The following is a 19,518-nucleotide window of genomic DNA, read 5'->3' as shown; positions in this document are numbered from 1 at the left end:
GCATAATTCCCGCCATGACCTTTCTTGCGATCGACGTGGGCAACACCCGGCTCAAGTGGGCCTTGTACGAAGCCCCCGGTCCTGGTGCCGCGCTGCTGGCTCAGGGCGCGGAATTCCTGGACCACATCGAACGTCTCGCCGAAGGGGCGTGGGCGAAGCTGCCGCACCCGGCACGCATGCTGGGCTGCGTGGTGGCGGGCGACGCTGTCAAGCGCCGTGTCGAAGAACAGATGGAATTGTGGGACGTGTCCCCCCAATGGGTGGTGGCCAGCGCGCAGGAGGCGGGCCTCATCAACGGCTACGACCACCCCACGCGCCTGGGCTGCGACCGCTGGGTCGCCATGATTGGCGCGCGCCACCGCATGCTTGCCCAGGGCCCCGAGCGTCCACTGGTGGTGGTGATGGTGGGCACGGCCGTTACCGTGGAAGCCATCGACGCGCACGGGCGGTTTCTGGGCGGACTGATCCTGCCGGGCCACGGCATCATGCTGCGGGCGCTTGAATCGGGCACGGCAGGTCTGCACGTGCCGACGGGGGAGGTCTGCCTGTTTCCCACCAACACCAGCGATGCGCTCACCAGCGGCGGCACTTACGCCATTGCCGGGGCGGTCGAGCGCATGGTGCAGCACGTGATGGCGCACTGCGGCAGCGAGCCGGCCTGCATGATGACTGGTGGCGCGGGCTGGAAAATGGCGCCCAGCATGACGCGACCGTTCGAGCTGGTGGACAACCTGATTTTTGACGGATTGCTGGAAATCGCCGCCCGGCGCTTCGCCTGACTGGCCTGCGCCCCAGAACCGCCCTGTTCAGCGGCCCCCGCGCAAGGGCCGCCCCGCCGCGCTGGGCGGTATCCCCCTTCCGCATCGCGCAGCGATGCAAGAGAAGGGGGAGGCGGCGAAGCCGCGCAGGGGGTTGTCCCCTATTCCTCCAGCTCGGCGCGGGCCAGGTCCACGTCCAGCTGTTCCATGGCATCCTGCGGCTTGGAGGCAGCAGCCTTCTCGTACAAGGCAGTGGCTTCGCGCATCTTGCGGTCGCCTTCGAGCATGACGAGTGCGTTGGCGTACTCGATCATGGCAATGGCCGAATCAGGGTTCAGGCGCAGCGCCTCCTGGAACAGCTTGAGCCCCTTGTCCTTTTTGGCGCCATAGGTCATCCCGCCGATCAGTGCCCCCACCTTGTCGATGACTTCAGCGTGGAAGGCGCCGAGGGCAATGTGGGCATCGGCATGCGCGGGTGCCAGGGCAATGGCCTTTTCCAGCGATTCGCGAATTTTGCTGCCAAGGCCCTGTGCCAGCGCCTTGGCCACGCTGATGCCCTGGCTGTAGCGGCCCAGCGCGTAGGCGTTCCAGTACCAGGCGTTGGCGTTGTCCGGGTCTTCCTGGGCCTGGGCCTGGGCCTGCTCGGCGACCTGCATGAAGAGTTCCAGGCGCGTCTTTTCCTTTTTCTCTAGATAGTTGGCGTAGATGGCCGTGGCCTTGTTGGCCGCGGTCACGCCAGCGCCACCGGCGGCCAGGCCGAGCTGTGCGGCCTCCTGAAATTCGCCGTTGTGAAAATGTGTCCACGCCTGTAGCACCTTGGCATCCTTGGGCAGGGGTTCGGCGTCGCCGGTATGCAGGCGCGCCCAGTGTTTCTTCAACTGTGCCGCGTCGTAGTGGTACTGGCCTGCATGCGGGAAAGGGGTCCATTTCGCCATGGGGATCTCCGTTTGAGAGGGTTCAATCGCCCTTGTCCTGGTAGGCATCGGCCAGGGCGAGCAGATGCTGGCGCTGGTCGGCGTGCAGGTAGGGCATGAGCAGGTTCAGTACATGGTGTGCGCCGCGCAGCAGGGCGGCCTGTGCGCTTTCCGGCTCCAGTGCTCGGCGCGGGTCGCGCACGTATTCAAAATTCAGCCAGTAGGTGAGCACGACCACCATGCTGGTCGCCGTGGGCCCAGCCTCGCGCGAGTCGATTTGCAGCGCACCAGCGCGCTCCATGCCCACAAGCAGACTGCGCACCGCGCGTGTCTTGTCCGCGAGCACCGTCTGGAAATGCGTCTCCAGCAAGCGGTTCTTGGAGAGCAGGTCGTTCAGGTCGCGGTACAGAAAGCGGTACTGCCAGATGAGCTCGAACAGCGAGTGCATGAAGAACCACGCATCTTCGACATTGCGGACCGATCCCGCAGCCGCCAGCAACTCGCCCAGCGCGCGCTCGTAGCGCTCGAACAAGGAGTTGATGAGCTCGTCCTTGGCCGGGTAGTGGTAGTACAGGTTGCCCGGACTGATGCGCAGCTCGGCCGAGATCAGCGTGGTCGAGACGTTGGGCTCGCCGAACCGGTTGAAGAGTTCAAGCGTGACCTCAAGAATGCGTTCTGCGGTGCGCCGTGGCGCTTTTTTCACCATGGAGTGCGGTCTGTTGCGTCGGGCGATTCGGGCGGGGCGTTGGGGGGTGTGCAGGCCACTTTAACCGACGCGCAAGTGTCTTTCTGATGCTGCGGTGCACCATCTTGATGCCCCGCAAACGCCACGGCCGCCAGACCCTCGGTGGGTGTGGCGGCCGTGCGCGCCGGAATTGGCCGGCGCAGTGCGTTCGGGCTTAGGAGGCGCTTGCTGCTTCAGGCGCTTCTGCAGCGCGCGGTGCTGCCTTGGGGAAAGGTGCGCGAGCGGTGCGCGGCTTGGCGGCGGCCTTCTTGGCGGGCGCCTTTGCAGCAGCCTTCTTGGCAGGCGCTTTGGCGGCAGCCTTGGCAGCGGGTTTGGCGGCAGGCTTGGCGCTGGACTTGGCGGCTGCCTTCGCCGTAGGCTTGCCAGCAGCAGGAACGCTCTTGCCCATGCTCTTGGCCAGTGCGTCGATGCGGGCGTTCAGCACGTCCAGGTCGCGCGACGAGGGCACGCCCAGCTTGGCAAGCGACTTGGCGACGCGGTCTTCAAAGATGTTTTCCAGCTTGTCCCACTGGCCAGCAGCGCGCGAACCAATGTCGCTGGCCATGTTGGTCATGCGGCTGGTGGCTTCGGAGAGCTTTTCCTCGGCGGCCGATTGCGTCTTGCGCTGCATGGACAGACCTTCCTTGACCAAGGCTTCAAAAACCTTGGTGCCTTCTTCTTGCGCTTTCGAGAACGCGCCCAGGCCGGCCAGCCAGATCTGCTGAGCCGATTCTTTCACCGTGCCTGCGAGCTGTGCGCCGCCTTTTTTCTTGTCGTTGCTGATTTTTTGAAGCTTCTTGACCATGGTTCCTCCGAAGGGTTGATTGGACGCCGCGGCAGGGGGCCAGAGCGTATGCAGCCACTGTACGCGCGCCGCAGGGTCAGGTGTAGGGGCGCGCTCCTAAAAACCTAGACTGAGCGCTCCAGTCCTGACACGGGTTTTCGCTGAACCGACCGGTGCCATGCTGGGCAAGAATGGAGGCCTTCGCAAAGGGAGAGATTCATGCAGTATTTCGTTACGGGCGCAACGGGGTTCATCGGTCGGCGGTTGGTCAAAAAGCTGCTGGCACGCAAGGGCTCGGTGGTGCATTTCCTGTTGCGACGCGAGAGCGAAGACAAGGTGGCCGAACTGCGCCGCTATTGGGGTGTGGGGGCGGCACGTGCCGTGCCGGTGTTTGGCGACCTCAAGGCCAAGCGCCTGGGGGTGGCCGCGGAAGACGTCAAGCGCCTCAAGGGCCAGATCGACCATTTCCACCACCTCGCCGCGGTGTACGACCTGTCGGCCGACGAAGAGAGCCAGGTCGCCGTCAACATCGACGGCACGCGCAACACGGTGGAGTTTGCCAAGGCCATTGGCGCCGGGCATTTCCACCATGTCTCGTCCATCGCCGCCGCCGGCCTGTACGAAGGCGTGTTCCGGGAGGACATGTTCGCGGAGGCCGAAGGGCTCGATCACCCGTACTTTCGCACCAAGCACGAGAGCGAGAAAATCGTCCGCGAAGACTGCAAGCTGCCCTGGACGGTGTACCGCCCCGCCATGGTCGTGGGCGACAGCCAGACCGGCGAGATGGACAAGATCGACGGTCCTTACTACTTTTTCAAACTGATTCAGCGCATGCGCCAGATCCTGCCGCCCTGGATGCCTTCGGTGGGCCTGGAAGGCGGCCGTGTGAACATCGTGCCGGTGGACTACGTGGTCGATGCGCTCGACGCCATCAGCCACCAGACGGGTATCGCCAGCCGGTGCTTTCATCTGGTCGACCCGGTCGGCTACCGCGTCGGCGATGTGCTCGACATCTTCAGCCGCGCCGCGCACGCGCCGCGCATGAATTTGTTTGTCAATGCGGCGCTGCTGGGGTTTCTGCCCCGCGGCATCAAGAAAAGCCTGATGGCCCTGGCGCCGGTGCGCCGCGTGCGCAACGCCGTGCTCAAGGACCTGGGCCTGCCCGAGGACATGCTCACCTTCGTCAACTACCCCACGCGCTTCGACAGCCGCGAGGCGCAAGCGGCGCTCAAGGGTACGGGCGTTACCTGCCCCAACCTGAAGGACTATGCCTGGCGCCTGTGGGACTACTGGGAGCGCCACCTCGACCCCGAGCTTTTCATCGACCGCAGCCTCAAGGGCACGGTGGCCGGCAAGGTGGTGCTGGTCACGGGCGGCAGCTCGGGCATAGGCCTTGCCGCCGCGCACAAGTTCGCCGAAGCCGGCGCCACCACCCTCATCTGCGGGCGCGACCAGGCCAAGCTCGACGAGGCCTGCGCCGAGGCCGAGGCGCGCGGCAACCGCTTCATCGCCTACGCGGTGGACATCGCCGACATGCAGGACTGCGATCGGTTCATCCAGCAGGTGCTGGCGGACCATGGCGGCGTGGACTTTTTGATCAACAACGCCGGCCGCTCCATCCGCCGCGCCATCGAGTCGAGCTACGACCGCTTTCACGACTACGAGCGCACCATGCAGCTCAATTACTTCGGCTGCCTGCGCGTCACCATGGGGCTGCTCCCCGGCATGGCCGTCAAGCGCAAGGGCCATGTGGTGAACATCAGCTCGATTGGCGTGCTGACCAATGCCCCACGCTTCTCGGCCTACGTCGCCAGCAAGGCCGCGCTCGATGCCTGGACGCGCTGCGCGTCGAGCGAGTTCGCCGACCAGGGCATCACCTTCACCACCATCAACATGCCGCTGGTGCGCACCCCCATGATCGCGCCGACGCAGATCTACAACAACGTGCCCACGCTGGCGCCGGAAGAAGCCGCCGACATGATCGCCCAGGCCTGCATCTTCAAGCCGGTGCGCATCGCCACCCGCCTCGGTGTCGTTGGCCAGGTGCTGCATGCCTTCCTGCCGCGCGTGGCGCAGATCACCATGAACACCAGCTTTCGCATGTTCCCGGATTCGACCGCGGCCAAGGGTGACAAGGGCGCCAAGCCCCAGCTTTCGGCCGAGGCGGTGGCACTGCAGCAGATGATGCGCGGCATCCATTTCTGAGGCGCCGGGCGGTTGCGGGGGGGGATGGATAATCGGCGCCATCTTTCTCTGCCCCCTCGCAACTCCATGATCCTCGTTACTGGCGGTGCTGGCTTCATCGGCGCCAACTTCGTGCTCGACTGGTTGGCCGCCAGCGAGGAGCCTGTTCTCAACCTCGACAAGCTCACCTACGCCGGCAACCGGAACAACCTGGCGAAGCTGGAGGGCGACGCCCGCCACGTCTTCGTGCAAGGCGACATCGCCGACACCGTGCTGGTCGAGCGCCTGCTCTCCAGCTACCGGCCGCGCGCCGTGGTCAACTTCGCCGCCGAGTCGCATGTGGACCGCTCCATTCACGGCCCCGAAGACTTCATCCAGACCAATGTGGTCGGAACTTTCAGGCTTTTGCAGGCTGTAAGGCAATACTGGCAAGCGCTGCCAGCTATCGAAAAAGAAGCGTTCCGGTTCCTGCATGTGAGCACCGACGAGGTCTACGGCACCCTCTCGGCGGATGCGCCGGCCTTCACCGAGACGCACGCCACCGAGCCCAACAGCCCCTATTCGGCCAGCAAGGCCGCCAGCGACCATTTGGTGCGCGCCTGGCACCACACCTTCGGCCTGCCGGTGCTCACCACCAACTGCAGCAACAACTACGGCCCGCTGCATTTCCCGGAAAAGCTCATCCCGCTGATGATCGTCAACGCTCTGGCCGGCAAGAACCTGCCGGTGTACGGCGACGGCATGCAGGTGCGCGACTGGCTCTACGTGGCCGACCACTGCAGCGCCATCCGCCGCGTGCTCGAAGCCGGCCGGCCGGGCGAGACCTACAACGTCGGCGGCTGGAACGAAATGACCAACATCGACATCGTGCACACCGTCTGCCGCCTGCTCGACGAGCTGCGTCCGCGCGAGGATGGCAAGCCGTACGCCGAGCAGATCAGCTACGTGCAAGACCGCCCCGGCCACGACCGCCGCTATGCCGTTGATGCGCGCAAGATCGAGCGCGAACTCGGTTGGAAGCCCGCCGAGACCTTCGCGTCCGGCATTCGCAAGACGGTGGAGTGGTACTTGGCAAATCCGCAATGGGTGGCCGATGTGCAGACCGGTGCTTACCGGGACTGGGTGCAGACGCAGTACGCACCGGGCGTCACGGCAGGCAAGGTATGAACATCCTGCTCTTCGGCAAAAGCGGCCAGGTCGGCTGGGAGCTGCAGCGCAGCCTCTCGGTGCTGGGCCGGGTCACCGCACTCGACTTTGACAGCCAGGAGCATTGCGGCGACTTTGCCAACCCGGACGGCATCGCCCAGACCGTGCGCGCGCTCAGGCCCGACATCATCGTGAATGCCGCCGCCCACACGGCCGTGGACAAGGCCGAGAGCGAGCCCGCGCTGGCGCAGTTGCTCAATGCCACCACGCCCGGCGTGCTGGCGGGTGAGGCCGCGCGCTTGAACGCCTGGCTGGTGCACTACAGCACCGACTACGTTTTTGACGGCAGCGGCACTCGCCCCTGGGTGGAAACCGACCGGCCCGCACCGCTCTCCGTCTATGGCCGCACCAAGTGGGAAGGTGAGCAGCGCATCCAGCAATCGGGCGCCAAGCACCTGATTTTGCGCACCAGCTGGGTCTATGCGGCGCGCGGCAGCAACTTTGCCAAGACCATGCTGCGCCTGGCGCAGGAGCGCGAGCGCCTCACCGTCATCGACGACCAGTGGGGCGCGCCCACCGGCGCCGACCTGCTCGCCGACGTCACCGCCCACGCCCTTCGCCACCTACAGGCGCGCCCCCAGGACGGCGGCCTGTACCACTGCGTGGCAGCCGGCGAAACGAACTGGAATTTGTATGCAAAAGAGGTGCTAGCGCAGGCTGCTATTGCGCAACCAGCTATCAAATTAAAAGCAACCGAAGTGGCGCCCGTGCCCACCAGCGCCTTCCCCACGCCCGCCGCCCGGCCCCACAACTCGCGCCTGGACACCGCGCGCCTGCGGAATACCTTCGGCCTCACACTCCCGCCCTGGCAGCAGGGCGTGGCCCGCATGCTGCGCGAAATCCTTTGAAAGCCCCGACATGACGACCCCCACCCGCAAAGGCATCGTGCTTGCCGGCGGCTCCGGCACCCGCTTGCACCCTGCCACGCTGGCGCTCAGCAAACAGCTCCTGCCGGTGTACGACAAGCCCATGGTGTACTACCCGCTCGCCACCCTGATGCTCGCCGGCATCCGCGACATCCTCCTCATCAGCACGCCGCAGGACACGCCGCGCTTTGCGCAGTTGCTGGGCGATGGCAGCCAATGGGGCCTCAAGCTCCAGTACGCGGTGCAGCCCAGCCCCGACGGCTTGGCGCAGGCGTTTCTGATCGGCGAGGAATTCCTGGGCGGCCACCCCAGCGCCCTGGTGCTGGGCGACAACATTTTCTACGGCCACGACATCCACGAGCTGCTCTCCAGCGCCGGCCAGCGCACGAGCGGAGCGACAGTCTTCGCCTACCACGTGCACGACCCCGAGCGCTATGGCGTCGCCGAGTTCGACGGCGCCGGCAAGGTGCTCTCCATCGAAGAAAAGCCCCAGGTTCCCAAGTCGAACTACGCCGTCACCGGCCTGTACTTCTACGACGAGCGCGTGGTGGAACTGGCGCGCCACCTGGCGCCTTCACCCCGTGGCGAACTGGAAATTACCGACCTCAACCGCCTCTATCTCGAACAAGACGCCTTGCACGTGGAAATCATGGGCCGGGGCTACGCTTGGCTTGACACCGGCACGCACGACAGCCTGCTCGACGCCGGCCAGTTCATCGCCACGCTGGAGCGCCGCCAGGGCCTGAAAATTGCCTGCCCCGAAGAGATCGCCTGGCGCAGCGGCTGGATCGGCGACGCCCAGCTCGAACGCCTGGCGCAGCCGCTGGCCAAGAACGGCTACGGCCAGTACCTGATGCGCCTGCTCAAAGAGAAAGTGTATTGAACGTCATGCAAGCCACGCCCCTTGCCATCCCCGACGTCCTGCTGATCGAACCCAAGGTGTTTGGCGACGCACGCGGGTTCTTTTATGAGAGCTTCAACCAGCGCGCGTTCAATGAAGCCACCGGCACCGACTTCCAGTTTGTGCAGGACAACCACAGCCGCTCTGCGCGCGGGGTGCTGCGGGGTTTGCATTACCAGATTCAGCAGCCCCAGGGCAAGCTGGTGCGCGTGGTGCAGGGCTGTGTGTTCGATGTGGCCGTGGACATCCGCAAAAGCTCCGCCACCTTCGGCCAATGGGTGGGCGCGGAGCTGAGTGCCGACAACCACCACCAGTTGTGGGTGCCGCCCGGCTTTGCGCACGGTTTTGTGGTGCTCAGCGAAACGGCCGAGTTCCTCTACAAAACCACCGACTACTACGCGCCCGAGCACGAGCGCTGCATTGCGTGGAATGACACTAGCCTGGCCATCGATTGGCGCCTAACCGAAACACCATGCCTTTCTGCGAAGGATGCACAAGGCCTTGCCTTGTCGCACGCCGAGGTGTTCGCCTGAGCTCACCCAGGGTGCAGCACCTGCTGCATGGCGCGGTACAGAACGTCCGAGCCGAACTGCTGGTTGTCGGGGTCAAATGAAAAGGGGTTGTGGACTGCGCGTGGCACCAACGTTCCCTGCCAGCGCGGCTCCAGAAAGAACGACAGAAACTGAGCGCCGTGGGCCGCGTGTGACGCCAGCACATCGCTCAACTGCTGAGCATCCATGGCGCGCAGCGGATGAAATTCCGTCACGCCATACGTGGTCTGCCCGGTGGTTCGCAGCCACGCGGGGAAACGCGCGCCATACGCTGCATCGCCATACAGGCTGACCCCCAACCGCAGGCCAGTGCCAGGCTGCAGACTGCGGCCGATGGCGAATTTGTTCTCGTCCCAGCCAGGGTTGCTGAACGGCACGATCTGGTGCGTGTAGCGCGGCACATCGGCCAGGCATGAGCGCGCCACTTGCTGCGAAAAATGCGCCAGATAGTCAGCCACCTGCTGGCCGCGAAACCTGTGCCAGTAGGGCACCAGCGGGTTGAAATAGTACGACGCCTGTTCCAGCGGTTGATCGATGTGCCCCAGCACGCCAGAGCGCTTGGTGGCAGTGGTGGGCAAGGGCTTCTGGGGCGTGGGCTGCGGCGTTTGCTGGCGCGCATCCATGATGGCAATTTGCCGCGAACCGATGGAGGTCAGCTCCCCGGGGCGCTGCTCCAGCAGCACGTCCACGCGGTGCAGACCCGGCGCCACCTGGCGAAAATCCAGGTCCATTCGCCAGCCGGTATCTGCATGCCGTACCTCCGGCAAGGCCTGCGCCACGTCCTGCCGACCACGGTCTGCCCGCACTTTCTTGATGAAAACGCCGTCGAGATAGATATGCACCCAAGGTGCGGGCCTTGCCTGTCCCGGACGCTTTGGCTGCGCAACGAAGGCCCAGCCGGCAATCGGCAGGCTGCCCTGCGCGAACGCGTCAATATGCTCGGTATAGCGCGTCAGCGCTTCGGTGCGGATGTCGCGTGACGGCGGCGCTACATCGCCGAACTCTGCGTAGCGGCTGCCCAAGGTGCGATTGAGTTGCGATACAGACCCAAACTGCTGGCGCAGATAGGCTTGAAACCCTCGCACCGAGGCTGGGCTGTAGTCGGTGATTCGATAGGCTCCGCCATATCCCATGCCGGCCTCAAAATCCGGAAACAACTGGTGTGTCTCGCCCAGCACCGTGACGGCGCGAATCCGCGCGCGTTCTGGCTGCGGCAGCGTGCACACCGCAGCCAGCACGGCGGCGAGCGCCTGCTCGCGCCGTGCGGTCAGCGTGTTGTCGGTGCGCGCCACGCTCCAGTTGTAAATGGGAGCTCCGTAATAGCGGCCCGTGGGAAGTGGTCCGTCCCGGGTTTGGGCCAGATTGGCGGGGTTGGACGCCAGATCTTCCTCCAGCTTCGATCCCACCGAAAAATGGGTCGAAAACAGGTACAGCACCGCCGGCCGGCTGCTTAGCGCCACAGTGCGGGCCACGTGGGCCACGCGCTCGTGGTCAACCTCCCAGCCATCCGGTGCGCGCTTGAAGAGAGTCAGCAGCGGGACTGCCAGGGTGTAGCCAAGGGTATAGGGCGATGCGGCCGCCCCTGCAGGCGCCAGTTGCGTCAGTGTCGATTCAATCAGCGTTGCAGCCGAGCCTTGTGCGCCGCTGCAGGAAGCTGCCAAATCTTCAGGCTTATCTGAGGCAGGCGAGGGCGGCGAGCCCTCGGACTGTTCGATGCAACTGTCATTGACGCCCACCAGAGGCGCCAACAACAGGGGCGCCTTGGTTGCGGTGAGGGTGGCGGTATGCGCCCGCACAGCTTGCACGCCGACGGCACCTGCAGCCAGAAGCGCACAGGCAACCAAGCAGTTGAAAGCAAAAAGCGCGGCTGCGCGGCGATTGCGGTACAGGGACATGCGTGTGGGGCAGTGGGGCACAGAGGGACGACTTTGACTGTAGCGCGAACAGGTGGTCCCGCAGGCTTGGACGTGACGCCTGCCGTTCCCATTGTTGCAAATCGTGCCTGGACCTGTCTGCGGCGGCTTCAGGCACGCCGCTACACTTCTCCCCTACGCGCCAAGGCCCCGCAAAACGCAAAAGCGCAAGAGCCGTGGTACGGGAACGCAGCCGCGACCCCGCGCCGCCTTTCATTCCGATCGACATGACCTCCAACGCTTCTCCCGCACTGGCCGAACCCACCATGCACCCCGACGTGCAACGCCCGCGCATTGGCGACCTTCTGGTCCAGGCCGGCAAGCTTAGCGCCCGTGACCTAGAGCGGGCCCTCGCGGCGCAGGAAGAAATGGGCAACATGCTCGGCCGTGTCATGGTGCGTTTGGGCCTGGTGTCGGAGATCGACGTGGCGCAGGTCTTGTCGCGCCAACTCGGCGTCAACCTGGTTGCCGGCAGCGATTTTCCTGATCTCATGCCCGAAATCGAAGGCTTGCAACTGGGCTTTCTACAAACCAATGCGGTCTACCCGCTGCGCCAGGAAGCGGGCGTGCTGCACGTGGCCATGGCTGTCCCACAGGACGCGTTCGTTCTCAAAGGCCTGCACCTGGCCACAGGCCTGGCCATTGCCCCTCACCTGGCGCTTGAAACCGATATCGAAAAGGCCCTGGACGAGCCCGAGCACGATCCGCAGGAGGCTGCCGACGACGGCTTCGGCGACGGCGCCGACAGTGGCGATTTCGTCGAACATCTCAAAGACCTCGCCAGCGAAGCGCCGGTGATTCGCCTGGTTGGCAACATCATCAGCCGCGTGATCGATCTGCGTGCCTCCGACATTCACCTTGAACCCTTCGACGACGGCCTGCATGTGCGCTACCGGGTGGATGGCGTCATCCATGCCGGCGAACTGGTGCCGCCAAGGCTCAGCGCGGCCGTCAATTCGCGGGTCAAGCTCCTGGCGCATCTGGACATCGCCGAGCGCCGCCTGCCGCAGGATGGACGCATCAAGACCCGCGTGAAAGGGCGCGAACTCGATCTGCGCGTCTCCACCGTGCCCACCGTGCACGGCGAGAGCGTGGTTATGCGGGTACTCGACCGCGCCAGCGTGCGCCTCGAACTCGAAAAAATGGGCTTCGAGAAAGACACGCTTCACCGCTTCAACCAGTTGCTCGCCCGGCCCCACGGCATCCTGTTGGTCACCGGCCCCACCGGCTCCGGCAAGACCACCACCCTGTATGCGGCGCTGGCCAAGATCGACGCCAGCGCGCAGAAAATCATCACCGTCGAAGACCCGGTGGAATACCAGCTCGACGGCATCAACCAGATTCAGGTGCATCCGCAGATCCACCTCACCTTCGCCAATGCCCTGCGCTCCATCCTGCGCCAGGACCCAGACATCATCATGATCGGTGAGATGCGCGACGGAGAAACCGCGCAAATCGCCGTCCAATCGGCGCTCACGGGGCACCTCGTGCTCTCCACGCTACACACCAACACCGCTGCAGGCGCTGTGATCCGCATGAAGGACATGGGCGTCGAAAGTTACCTCATCACCTCGGCTGTCAATGGCGTACTGGCCCAGCGTCTGGTGCGCACGCTCTGCCCGCATTGCAAAGAGGCCTACGAACCCGGCGCCGACGTGCGCGAGCGCACCGGCCTGGCACGTTTTTGCAGCAACGACACGCCTGTGTACCGTGCCGTGGGCTGCGCTGAATGCCGCCAGTCCGGCTACCGGGGCCGCACGGGCATTCACGAATTGCTGCTGCTCGACGAACCCATGCGCCGCGCCATCATCGAAGGGCGGGACGCCAATGCGCTCAACGCGCTCGCGGCACAAAGCGGCATGTTGACGCTGTACGAAGACGGTCTGCGCAAGGTCGCCGCGGGGGTCACCACGCTCGACGAGCTCGCCCGCGTGACGCAGGACCAGGCCGATGCCTGATTTCGCCTGGCGCGCAGCCAACAGCGCGGGCAAGTTGGAAACCGGGCTTTTCGCTGCCTCCGGCGAGGCGGCCGTGGTGCGCCATCTGCGCTCGCTCGGGCTGACCCCGCTCAGCATTGAGGCGGCGCAATCGGGCGTAGCAGGCATGGCCGCTGCCGAAGGGGCCCTCGGCGTGCGGGCGCCTGTGCGCGGCGGGCGCAAAGCGCGGGGCCCGGTCAACGCGGCTGACGTGCTGGCGCTGACGTCTGAGCTCGCCATCATGCTGCGCGCCGGCCTGGCGCTCGACAACGCCTTGCGCGTGCTGATCGACATGAGCCACAAACCCAGCGTGGCCGTGCTGGTGCAAGGCCTGCTCGACGCCGTCAAGGGGGGCACGCCGCTCAGCCGGGCGCTCACCGCGCACCACGCGCTGTTTGGTGACTTCTATATCAATATGGTGCGCTCGGGCGAAGCCAGCGGGCAGATGTCCGGCGTGCTCGACCGGCTGGTCGAGCACATGGAGCGCCAGCGCGACCTGCGCGAGAACGTGGTCTCCGCCACCATCTACCCCGCGATCTTGCTGGGGGTGGCGGTGCTCTCGCTCATCGTCATGCTGGGCTTCGTCGTGCCGCAGTTCGAAAAACTCTTTACCGACATGGGCGACGCCCTGCCATTGCCCACCCGCTGGGTCATGGCGTTGGGCCATGTTTTTCGCAGCTACGGCATTCTGATTGCCGTGGCGGTGTTTGGCATCGGCAGCCTGGTGCTGCGCTGGTGGCGCACCCCAGCGGGCCAGCGCTGGTGGCAGGCCCGCTTGCTGCGTGCCCCGCTGGTCGGGCCGCTGGCGCGCAAGTACCAGCTCACCTTGTTCTCGCGCTCGCTCGGCACCTTGCTTGGCAACGGCGTGCCCATGCTGACAGCGCTGCACATCGCCACAGAAACCGTAGGCAACGTCGTGCTGCGGCGCGCGTTGGCAGGCGTCGCCCCTATCGTCAAGGAAGGCGGCAAGGTGGTCTCTGCCATCGCCGCCACGGGTATCTTTGAGCCGCTGGCCATCAACCTCATCCGCGTCGGGGAAGAAACCGGCCGCATTGGCCCGATGATGCTGGAGTTGGCCGATATATTGAACCGTGAAGTGGAAACGGGCATCAAACGCCTTCTCACGCTGGTCGAGCCGGTGCTGATTCTGGTCCTGGGTATCGTCATCGCCGCGATCATCGTCTCCATCCTGCTCGGCATCCTGTCCATCAATGACCTCGCCGTATAATTTTCATTTGCCCAAGGAGCCGTCCCGAATGGTGACTTTCCCTGCGCGCCGCACCCGCGGCACCGCCTCCCCATCCCGTGGTTTTACCCTCATTGAGTTGCTGGTGGTGCTGGCCATCCTGACACTGCTTGCCGGCCTCGTCGGCCCCCGCGTGCTCAACCAGCTCGGCGGCGCCAAGTCCAAGACGGCGGGCGTGCAGATCGCCGATCTCGACAAGTCGCTTGAACTCTTCAAGCTCGATGTCGGTCGCTACCCCACCACCGAAGAAGGCCTCGAAGCGCTGGTCAAGCGCCCAGGCAGCGTCAACGGCTGGACCGGTCCTTATCTCAAAGGCAATGTTCCTTCGGACCCTTGGGGCCACCCATACCGCTACGCCAACCCCGGCCCCAACGGCGGGATCGAAATTCTCTCGCTGGGCGCCGATGGCGCTCCGGGCGGCGAGGGCGAAGACGCCGACGTGCGCAACAAGCCCTGACGCAGCGGCTGGACACGGTGGTGTCGTCCCTGCGGCCAAGAGCCTTTGCTCGCGGCTTCACCCTGATCGAACTGCTGGTTGTCTTTGCAATCATGGCGCTGCTAATCGCCGTGGTGCCTGTCGCCTTTGATCGGCTGAGTGCGTCCGCCAAATACAGCGATACGGTGCGTGCTCTGGTGAGCGAGCTTCGCAGCGCGCGTTTTCTGGCGCAAAGCGAAGGGCACGACATCTTGTTCGTCGTGCGCCTGGCCGATCGCAACTTCGGTATTTCCGGAAAACCGCCCCATGCCATCCCCGAAGGCATTGAGCTGCGCACCACCGTGGCCGAGGGCCTTCAGGAAGCGGGCAGCAGCGGCCAGCAGGCCGGTATTCGTTTCCTGCCGAGCGGTGGCGCGAGTGGCGGCAGCATCGAAGTGCTGCGCGCGCCTGGCAGCGGCATCCGATTGCGGGTGGATTGGCTCTCGGGTCGCGTCACGCAAGAGGCTCTCCTGCCATGACGCGCTGGCATTGCGTCCGACGGGTGTCGCCCCCACTGCCGCCCCGGCCGTCGCGCCTGCAGGGCTTCACCTTGCTCGAAGTCTTGGTGGCGCTTGCTATCCTGGGCATGTCGCTCGGTCTTTTGTACCGTGCGAGCGGCAGCGGCGCGCGCAATGTGGCCGACCTCGAAGCCTACCAGCGCGCCGTCATCGTGGGCCAGTCGCTGCTGGACCTGCGCAGCACCGTGCCTGCTGCTGGTTGGAACGACGCCGGTACCGATGGCGACTATGCCTGGCGTGTCAGCAGCGCCCCGTTTTCCACGGGGCTCTCCGGCCCCAATGTTCCGCCGCTGCATGCGGTTGAGATCGTGGTCGGCTGGGGTGAGCCCCGGCGCGAACTGGTGCTGCACACCCTGCGTCCCGAACGCAAGCCGCCTGAGCCGGGTCGCACGCCATGACGCGGCGCACAAACGCAGGCTTTACCCTGGTCGAGCTGCTGGTCGTCATGACCCTGCTCTCGCTCATCGTCCTGGCGCTCAGCTCGGCACTGCAATCCATGGCGCAAACCCAGGAGCGGCTCGATGCCCGCTTGACCCGCACCGACGATCTGCGCGTCACCAGCAGTTTCCTGCAGGGTATTCTCGGCCGCGTCGCGCAGCATCGAAAACCCGGTGTGCTGCAGGCCGGTGAAAACCCGTTCCTGTTCAGTGGCCAGGCCCACGAAATCGCCTGGATTGGCGTCATGCCCGCGCGCTACGGAGCCGGTGGGCGTTATTTCCTGCGCCTGGCCCTTGAAGGCGAGGCCGGCCACAGTGCCTTGGTGCTGCGCTATGCGCCCTGGGCGGACGATGGCACCGTGCCCGACTGGTCATCCGCCAACCGCCATGTGCTGGCCACGTCCGTGGATACGCTCGATTTCGCCTACGAAGACGCCGCCCCCGAGCCCCCGGCATGGGCGCCTGTCTGGGCGTCAACCGATGCCTTGCCCGCACGCGTGCGCATCAACATGTCGGAGGGCGGCAGGCCCTGGCCCACCATGGTCGTGCCGCTGCGGGTGTTGCCCGGCAGCAGCGGGGCATCGGCGGGCGGTGCGGTCTTTGGGGGCAGCCGGTGAGCACGGGCGCGCGCCAGCCGCAGCATCGGCAAGCCGGCATGGTGTTGATCGCCGTGCTCTGGATTGTCGCGGCCCTGTCCATTGCGGTCACAGGCCTGACCCGCTCGGTGCGGCAGGAGGCCGCGCTACTAGGCGTTGCACGCAGCAACCTGCAGGCCACCGCCCTGGGAGAAGCCGCCATAGCTCTGGCACTGCAGCAAATGGTGGCCGCCGGTAAGCCGGCAGGCGAGTGGCGGGAGGCGCCGGTGCAGTTCCAGGGGCAGACCATTGGTGTCAGCGTAGCCCCACTCACGGGCTTGATTGATATCAATACCGCGCCGCCGGCCCTGCTCGCCAAGCTCTACATGGTAGCGGGCGGCTTGCCGCCGGCCGCCGCGGAAACCCTGGCCCAGGCCACGGTCGCAGCCCGCGAGCGCCGAGACGCGCGTGGCGTTCCCGCGCGTTTCGAAGCCCCGGAAGACCTGCTCCAGGTGCCCGGTTTTGGCTATGACCTCTATGCTAGACTCGCCGGCCTTATCACCGCCGACCTGCGCGGCTCTGGCAGGGTCAACCCTCTGGCAGCGCCGCCCGGCGTTCTAGCGGTATTGGCCAACGGCAGCCAGGGCGTGGTCGACCAAATCGCCGGCGCGAGGCGCACAGGGGGCGAAGGAATCGACATGACAGCCCTCGACGGTAATTTTGTGCAACAGACCGCCGGCAGGCAGTTGCGCATGGTGGCCCGGGTGCCCAATGCCGACGGCTCCGCGGTCGAGGTTCTGCGTGATGTGGACCTGACGCCCGACCGGCGCAGTGGTGCGCCCTGGCAGATATTCCATGCGAGCGAGCGGGCCGTACCGGCCCCCACCAACCCCTGAAACCGATGCCATCTCTCTCCTCGGATGCCCGTTTCTTCGGCCTCGACCTGCACGATCTGGCGCGCCAGTTGCGCGAGCCGTGGGACGGCGCCAGCACCTGGCCCGTCTTTTCCTGGCTGAATCCCGTCACGCCCGTCTGGCTTGTCCAGGCCGATGGCCGGGATGCCCTCTGGGCAGACGGCCAGCGCACTTACGCCTCTCCAACCGCTCCGGCTTCAGCAGGGGCGGCAGCCTTCACCGCGATTGAAGTTCCTGAAGACCTGCTGCTGCGGCGCAGCGTCCGCCTGCCGGCCATGGGGGCCGCCGACCATGCAAGCGCCCTGGCACTGGAGGCCCGCACCGCCAGCCCCTTTGCCTCCGACGACCTGGTATGGGGCGCCGCCTCACCCGCTTCGGCAGGCAGCCCGCTGTCGTTGGTGCTGGCATCGCGCAAACAGTTGCTGGCCTACCAAAGCACGTTGGGCAACCGCGTGCCGGCCGGCTCGGTGCCTGAATTCTGGGTGTTTGAGGCGCCTGATCGCCCGCTGGTGCTGGGCGGTTTTGGTGAGGCACGGCGGCTGGCTTTCGCGGCGCGCCGCCGCCGCACGGGGCTTGTCCTGCTGGCCAGCGCTGTCGCAATTGCCTGCCTGATAGCGCTGACGCCATCGCTGCAGCTTAAATTGCGTGCCAACGAGGCCCGGGCGGCCTACGCGGCGCTTGCCGCATCGGCGGCGCCGGCCATTGCGCGCCGCGAGGCGCTGCTGCGTGCCGCCGACCAGACCACCGCGCTGCAGCAGCGGCTCGCAGACCGTATCGAACCCCTGCGCCTGCTCGACGTACTCACCCGCATCCTGCCGGATGACACCGCCCTGCAAAGCCTTCAGCTCGTGGGCACCAAGGTCACGGTCACAGGGTTCACGGCCAACGCCTCCACGCTCATGCAGTTGCTGGGCAACCAGCCAGGGTTTCGCGACGTGCGCGCCCCCGGTGCCGCTACGCGAGTTCCTGGGGCCGAGAAAGAAGCCTTCACCATTGAATTCACGGCAGACCCCGCGCAACTCGGTGTGCGGGTCGCCTCGCGTGTCCCCGCTGCTGCGCCATCTCCGGTGGTCGCTGCGCCGAGCCAGGTCCCCTCGGTGCCCGCCGCAGTCTCTGTGCCGGCGTCCACGACGGCCCCCGCACCTGCGCCCGCACCCCCTGCGGTTGCTCGCCCGGCGCCCGGCGGCGCCGTCTTCGGTGGCACAAGCGCCAAGCCTGCCCAGCCTGCCCCGCGTCCAGGCGCCGGAGGGAAGCCATGAACCAGATCACGCTGCGCCACCGAACGGCCATCTCGCTCACCGTGCTGGCGGTACTGCTTCCTGTGTGCCTGGTGGTGCTGGTCGTGTTCCAGAAACACCAGGCGGCCCAGCAGTACCTCGCCGACACCGAGCCGCGCTATGCCCGCATGCTTGGCCTGCAGCAGCAGCGCCCCGCACTTGACGCCGCCCTTGAGCAAGCCAAGGCCCAGCGCTCCGAGTATGTCCACCCGGCCACTGACGATGCTGCCCAGACAGGCAATGCCGCCCAGCAGCATGTGCGCGACATCTTCAGCAGTGCCGGCCTGCAGATCATCAGCAGCCAGGTGCTCCCGGCGAAGACCGAAAAAGATGTCGAGCGCATTCCGCTGTCGGTGCGGGCCGAGGGCGATCTCCTGGCGCTGCAAGCGGCGCTGGTCGGCCTCTCGGGCCAGACCCCGGCCATCCTGCTCGACGCCATCAACGTGCAGTCCCAGAACTTTGGCAATGGGAATGACAACGGCAAAAAACCCACGCGGCTGAGCATTCAGTTCAACCTGAGTGTGTTGCGGGAGCTTTCATGACCGTATCCCTCAAGCGCCACGCACTGCAGCTACTCGTAGGCCTCAACGTCGTATTGTTTGGTATTTTGGTGGCTTGCTGGGTCACGCCAAGTGGCGCGTTGCGCGGTGCCACCTGGGCTGCGCCCGCCCCACGTCTGACCGATTTCGCCTCGCAGCTCCCAGCATTGCCCGGCCCTGCACCCGCCGACATCACCGCCTTTGTCGGCTTGCTCGAAAGACCGCTGTTTTCTCCTACGCGCCGCCCTCCTGCCGCAACGCCGCAAGATACCTCGGCAGCCAAGGCCGATAACTTCAGCACCGCAAAACTTACCGGAATTTTCAATAGCGCGGGCGCCAGCGGCCTCATCATGCACATGGGCGACAAAGACATGCGGGTGCAGCTCCACCAGTCGCTGGACGGCTGGACCCTCAAGTCCCTGACCGACCGCGAGGCCACGTTTGCCAGCGGCGGCCAGACCCGCGTGCTCCAGCTCAAGCGGGCCGACGTCTCGCAAGCAGCGCCGGGTTCGCCGGCCGCAAGTGCGGCGGCGGGCGTTGCTGCAAGGCGATTGCCCTTTCTTCCACCTCCTGTCTCCGTGCCCGCCCCTCATTCCGAACGTGCAGAGGCTGCAACCTCTGCCGTGCCTTCATCTGCCAGCAACGGCCCCAGTTCTGGTGCCGGTGAAGGCGTACCTGCTGCCTCCAGCGGGCCGCGTGCCGTATTCGGTGGAACTCGCCGTTAGAGCACGGTTCTCATTGCCAACCTGGCTGACCCTAT

20 protein-coding genes are annotated in these 19,518 nt (G+C 65.7%); 16 read left to right on the top strand and 4 right to left on the bottom strand.

The window, feature by feature from the left end:
• The first annotated feature begins 14 nt into the window (after window positions 1-14).
• Complete coding sequence (locus tag D3F03_RS10575) at window positions 15-779, top strand: type III pantothenate kinase (RefSeq protein WP_119109308.1); 765 nt, start codon at window positions 15-17, stop codon at window positions 777-779.
• Between the two features lie 140 nt (window positions 780-919).
• Here D3F03_RS10575 and D3F03_RS10570 read toward each other — a convergent pair whose 3' ends face one another.
• The 3 genes from D3F03_RS10570 to D3F03_RS10560 all read right to left on the bottom strand — a co-directional run bounded on the left by D3F03_RS10570 (window position 920) and on the right by D3F03_RS10560 (window position 3,201).
• Window positions 920-1,693, bottom strand: a complete 774-nt coding sequence (locus D3F03_RS10570) for a tetratricopeptide repeat protein (protein WP_119109307.1) — start codon at window positions 1,691-1,693, stop codon at window positions 920-922.
• A 22-nt stretch (window positions 1,694-1,715) separates the two neighbouring features.
• On the bottom strand, window positions 1,716-2,378 hold the full coding sequence (locus tag D3F03_RS10565) for a TetR/AcrR family transcriptional regulator (RefSeq protein WP_119109306.1): 663 nt from the start codon (window positions 2,376-2,378) through the stop codon (window positions 1,716-1,718).
• A gap of 193 nt (window positions 2,379-2,571) precedes the next feature.
• Entirely contained in the window at window positions 2,572-3,201 is a 630-nt protein-coding gene (locus tag D3F03_RS10560) for a phasin family protein (RefSeq protein WP_119109305.1), read from the bottom strand.
• A gap of 198 nt (window positions 3,202-3,399) precedes the next feature.
• Between D3F03_RS10560 and D3F03_RS10555 the strand changes: the two genes are divergently transcribed.
• The 5 genes from D3F03_RS10555 (at window position 3,400) to rfbC (ending at window position 8,870) form a co-directional block, all read left to right on the top strand.
• Window positions 3,400-5,385, top strand: a complete 1,986-nt coding sequence (locus D3F03_RS10555; protein ID WP_119109304.1) for an SDR family oxidoreductase — start codon at window positions 3,400-3,402, stop codon at window positions 5,383-5,385.
• 66 nt (window positions 5,386-5,451) lie between these two features.
• On the top strand, window positions 5,452-6,531 hold the full coding sequence (gene rfbB, locus D3F03_RS10550; RefSeq protein ID WP_119109303.1) for a dTDP-glucose 4,6-dehydratase: 1,080 nt from the start codon (window positions 5,452-5,454) through the stop codon (window positions 6,529-6,531).
• A complete protein-coding gene (rfbD, locus tag D3F03_RS10545; RefSeq protein ID WP_119109302.1) occupies window positions 6,528-7,418 on the top strand; it encodes a dTDP-4-dehydrorhamnose reductase in 891 nt (296 codons plus the stop codon). Before rfbB ends, rfbD begins: the two co-directional genes overlap by 4 nt.
• 10 nt (window positions 7,419-7,428) lie before the next feature.
• Window positions 7,429-8,319 carry a glucose-1-phosphate thymidylyltransferase RfbA gene (gene rfbA / locus D3F03_RS10540; protein ID WP_119109301.1) on the top strand — a complete coding sequence of 297 codons (891 nt, stop codon included), beginning with the start codon at window positions 7,429-7,431 and terminating at the stop codon, window positions 8,317-8,319.
• 5 nt (window positions 8,320-8,324) lie between these two features.
• Window positions 8,325-8,870, top strand: coding sequence for a dTDP-4-dehydrorhamnose 3,5-epimerase (gene rfbC / locus D3F03_RS10535; RefSeq protein WP_119109300.1), 546 nt, complete (start codon window positions 8,325-8,327; stop codon window positions 8,868-8,870).
• Window positions 8,871-8,872: 2 nt separating this feature from the next.
• Here the strand turns inward: rfbC and D3F03_RS10530 are convergent, their stop codons facing one another.
• Window positions 8,873-10,783: a hypothetical protein gene (locus D3F03_RS10530; RefSeq protein WP_119109299.1), complete on the bottom strand. Its 1,911-nt coding sequence runs from the start codon at window positions 10,781-10,783 to the stop codon at window positions 8,873-8,875.
• Window positions 10,784-11,067: 284 nt separating this feature from the next.
• Here D3F03_RS10530 and gspE point away from each other — a divergent pair, with 284 nt between their 5' ends.
• The 10 genes from gspE to D3F03_RS10480 are packed head-to-tail and all read left to right on the top strand — an operon-like array spanning window position 11,068 to window position 19,483.
• Window positions 11,068-12,759 carry a type II secretion system ATPase GspE gene (gene gspE, locus D3F03_RS10525; protein ID WP_425453119.1) on the top strand — a complete coding sequence of 564 codons (1,692 nt, stop codon included), beginning with the start codon at window positions 11,068-11,070 and terminating at the stop codon, window positions 12,757-12,759.
• On the top strand, window positions 12,752-14,005 hold the full coding sequence (locus D3F03_RS10520; RefSeq protein ID WP_119109297.1) for a type II secretion system F family protein: 1,254 nt from the start codon (window positions 12,752-12,754) through the stop codon (window positions 14,003-14,005). Before gspE ends, D3F03_RS10520 begins: the two co-directional genes overlap by 8 nt.
• A 28-nt stretch (window positions 14,006-14,033) precedes the next feature.
• Window positions 14,034-14,480, top strand: a complete 447-nt coding sequence (gene gspG / locus D3F03_RS10515) for a type II secretion system major pseudopilin GspG (RefSeq protein WP_119109296.1) — start codon at window positions 14,034-14,036, stop codon at window positions 14,478-14,480.
• 20 nt (window positions 14,481-14,500) lie between these two features.
• The gene (locus tag D3F03_RS10510) at window positions 14,501-14,977 is read left to right on the top strand and encodes a GspH/FimT family pseudopilin (protein WP_245960571.1); all 477 of its coding nucleotides are present in this window, start codon (window positions 14,501-14,503) and stop codon (window positions 14,975-14,977) included.
• The gene (locus D3F03_RS10505; protein ID WP_119109295.1) at window positions 14,974-15,414 is read left to right on the top strand and encodes a type IV pilus modification PilV family protein; all 441 of its coding nucleotides are present in this window, start codon (window positions 14,974-14,976) and stop codon (window positions 15,412-15,414) included. Before D3F03_RS10510 ends, D3F03_RS10505 begins: the two co-directional genes overlap by 4 nt.
• Window positions 15,411-16,070: a prepilin-type N-terminal cleavage/methylation domain-containing protein gene (locus tag D3F03_RS10500; protein WP_119109294.1), complete on the top strand. Its 660-nt coding sequence runs from the start codon at window positions 15,411-15,413 to the stop codon at window positions 16,068-16,070. The genes D3F03_RS10505 and D3F03_RS10500 overlap by 4 nt, the downstream gene beginning before the upstream one ends.
• Window positions 16,071-16,108: 38 nt before the next feature.
• On the top strand, window positions 16,109-16,924 hold the full coding sequence (locus D3F03_RS10495) for a general secretion pathway protein GspK (protein ID WP_119109507.1): 816 nt from the start codon (window positions 16,109-16,111) through the stop codon (window positions 16,922-16,924).
• A 5-nt stretch (window positions 16,925-16,929) separates the two neighbouring features.
• Window positions 16,930-18,201, top strand: a complete 1,272-nt coding sequence (locus D3F03_RS10490; RefSeq protein ID WP_119109293.1) for a PilN domain-containing protein — start codon at window positions 16,930-16,932, stop codon at window positions 18,199-18,201.
• Entirely contained in the window at window positions 18,198-18,761 is a 564-nt protein-coding gene (gene gspM, locus D3F03_RS10485; protein WP_119109292.1) for a type II secretion system protein GspM, read from the top strand. Before D3F03_RS10490 ends, gspM begins: the two co-directional genes overlap by 4 nt.
• A complete protein-coding gene (locus D3F03_RS10480; protein ID WP_119109291.1) occupies window positions 18,758-19,483 on the top strand; it encodes a hypothetical protein in 726 nt (241 codons plus the stop codon). The genes gspM and D3F03_RS10480 overlap by 4 nt, the downstream gene beginning before the upstream one ends.
• The last annotated feature ends 35 nt before the right edge of the window (window positions 19,484-19,518 follow it).

Source organism: Simplicispira hankyongi, assembly GCF_003570885.1.
In the GTDB taxonomy this organism is placed as follows: domain Bacteria; phylum Pseudomonadota; class Gammaproteobacteria; order Burkholderiales; family Burkholderiaceae_C; genus Simplicispira; species Simplicispira hankyongi.
The sequence above is the reverse complement of the archived record's forward strand: the minus strand, read 5'-3'. Positions and strand labels throughout refer to the sequence as shown.

Bases quoted from the DNA above. Each gene is read 5' to 3' on its own strand.
- D3F03_RS10565 (WP_119109306.1), bottom strand. From the start codon at position 2,378: ATGGTGAAAAAAGCGCCACGGCGCACCGCAGAACGCATTCTTGAGGTC.
- gspG (WP_119109296.1), top strand. From the start codon at position 14,034: ATGGTGACTTTCCCTGCGCGCCGCACCCGCGGCACCGCCTCCCCATCC.
- gspM (WP_119109292.1), top strand. From the start codon at position 18,198: ATGAACCAGATCACGCTGCGCCACCGAACGGCCATCTCGCTCACCGTG.
- D3F03_RS10495 (WP_119109507.1), top strand. From the start codon at position 16,109: ATGGTGTTGATCGCCGTGCTCTGGATTGTCGCGGCCCTGTCCATTGCG.
- D3F03_RS10505 (WP_119109295.1), top strand. From the start codon at position 14,974: ATGACGCGCTGGCATTGCGTCCGACGGGTGTCGCCCCCACTGCCGCCC.
- D3F03_RS10570 (WP_119109307.1), bottom strand. From the start codon at position 1,693: ATGGCGAAATGGACCCCTTTCCCGCATGCAGGCCAGTACCACTACGAC.
- D3F03_RS10530 (WP_119109299.1), bottom strand. From the start codon at position 10,783: ATGTCCCTGTACCGCAATCGCCGCGCAGCCGCGCTTTTTGCTTTCAAC.
- gspE (WP_425453119.1), top strand. From the start codon at position 11,068: ATGCACCCCGACGTGCAACGCCCGCGCATTGGCGACCTTCTGGTCCAG.
- D3F03_RS10500 (WP_119109294.1), top strand. From the start codon at position 15,411: ATGACGCGGCGCACAAACGCAGGCTTTACCCTGGTCGAGCTGCTGGTC.
- D3F03_RS10560 (WP_119109305.1), bottom strand. From the start codon at position 3,201: ATGGTCAAGAAGCTTCAAAAAATCAGCAACGACAAGAAAAAAGGCGGC.
- D3F03_RS10490 (WP_119109293.1), top strand. From the start codon at position 16,930: ATGCCATCTCTCTCCTCGGATGCCCGTTTCTTCGGCCTCGACCTGCAC.
- rfbB (WP_119109303.1), top strand. From the start codon at position 5,452: ATGATCCTCGTTACTGGCGGTGCTGGCTTCATCGGCGCCAACTTCGTG.
- D3F03_RS10555 (WP_119109304.1), top strand. From the start codon at position 3,400: ATGCAGTATTTCGTTACGGGCGCAACGGGGTTCATCGGTCGGCGGTTG.
- D3F03_RS10520 (WP_119109297.1), top strand. From the start codon at position 12,752: ATGCCTGATTTCGCCTGGCGCGCAGCCAACAGCGCGGGCAAGTTGGAA.
- rfbA (WP_119109301.1), top strand. From the start codon at position 7,429: ATGACGACCCCCACCCGCAAAGGCATCGTGCTTGCCGGCGGCTCCGGC.
- D3F03_RS10575 (WP_119109308.1), top strand. From the start codon at position 15: ATGACCTTTCTTGCGATCGACGTGGGCAACACCCGGCTCAAGTGGGCC.
- rfbD (WP_119109302.1), top strand. From the start codon at position 6,528: ATGAACATCCTGCTCTTCGGCAAAAGCGGCCAGGTCGGCTGGGAGCTG.
- D3F03_RS10480 (WP_119109291.1), top strand. From the start codon at position 18,758: ATGACCGTATCCCTCAAGCGCCACGCACTGCAGCTACTCGTAGGCCTC.
- rfbC (WP_119109300.1), top strand. From the start codon at position 8,325: ATGCAAGCCACGCCCCTTGCCATCCCCGACGTCCTGCTGATCGAACCC.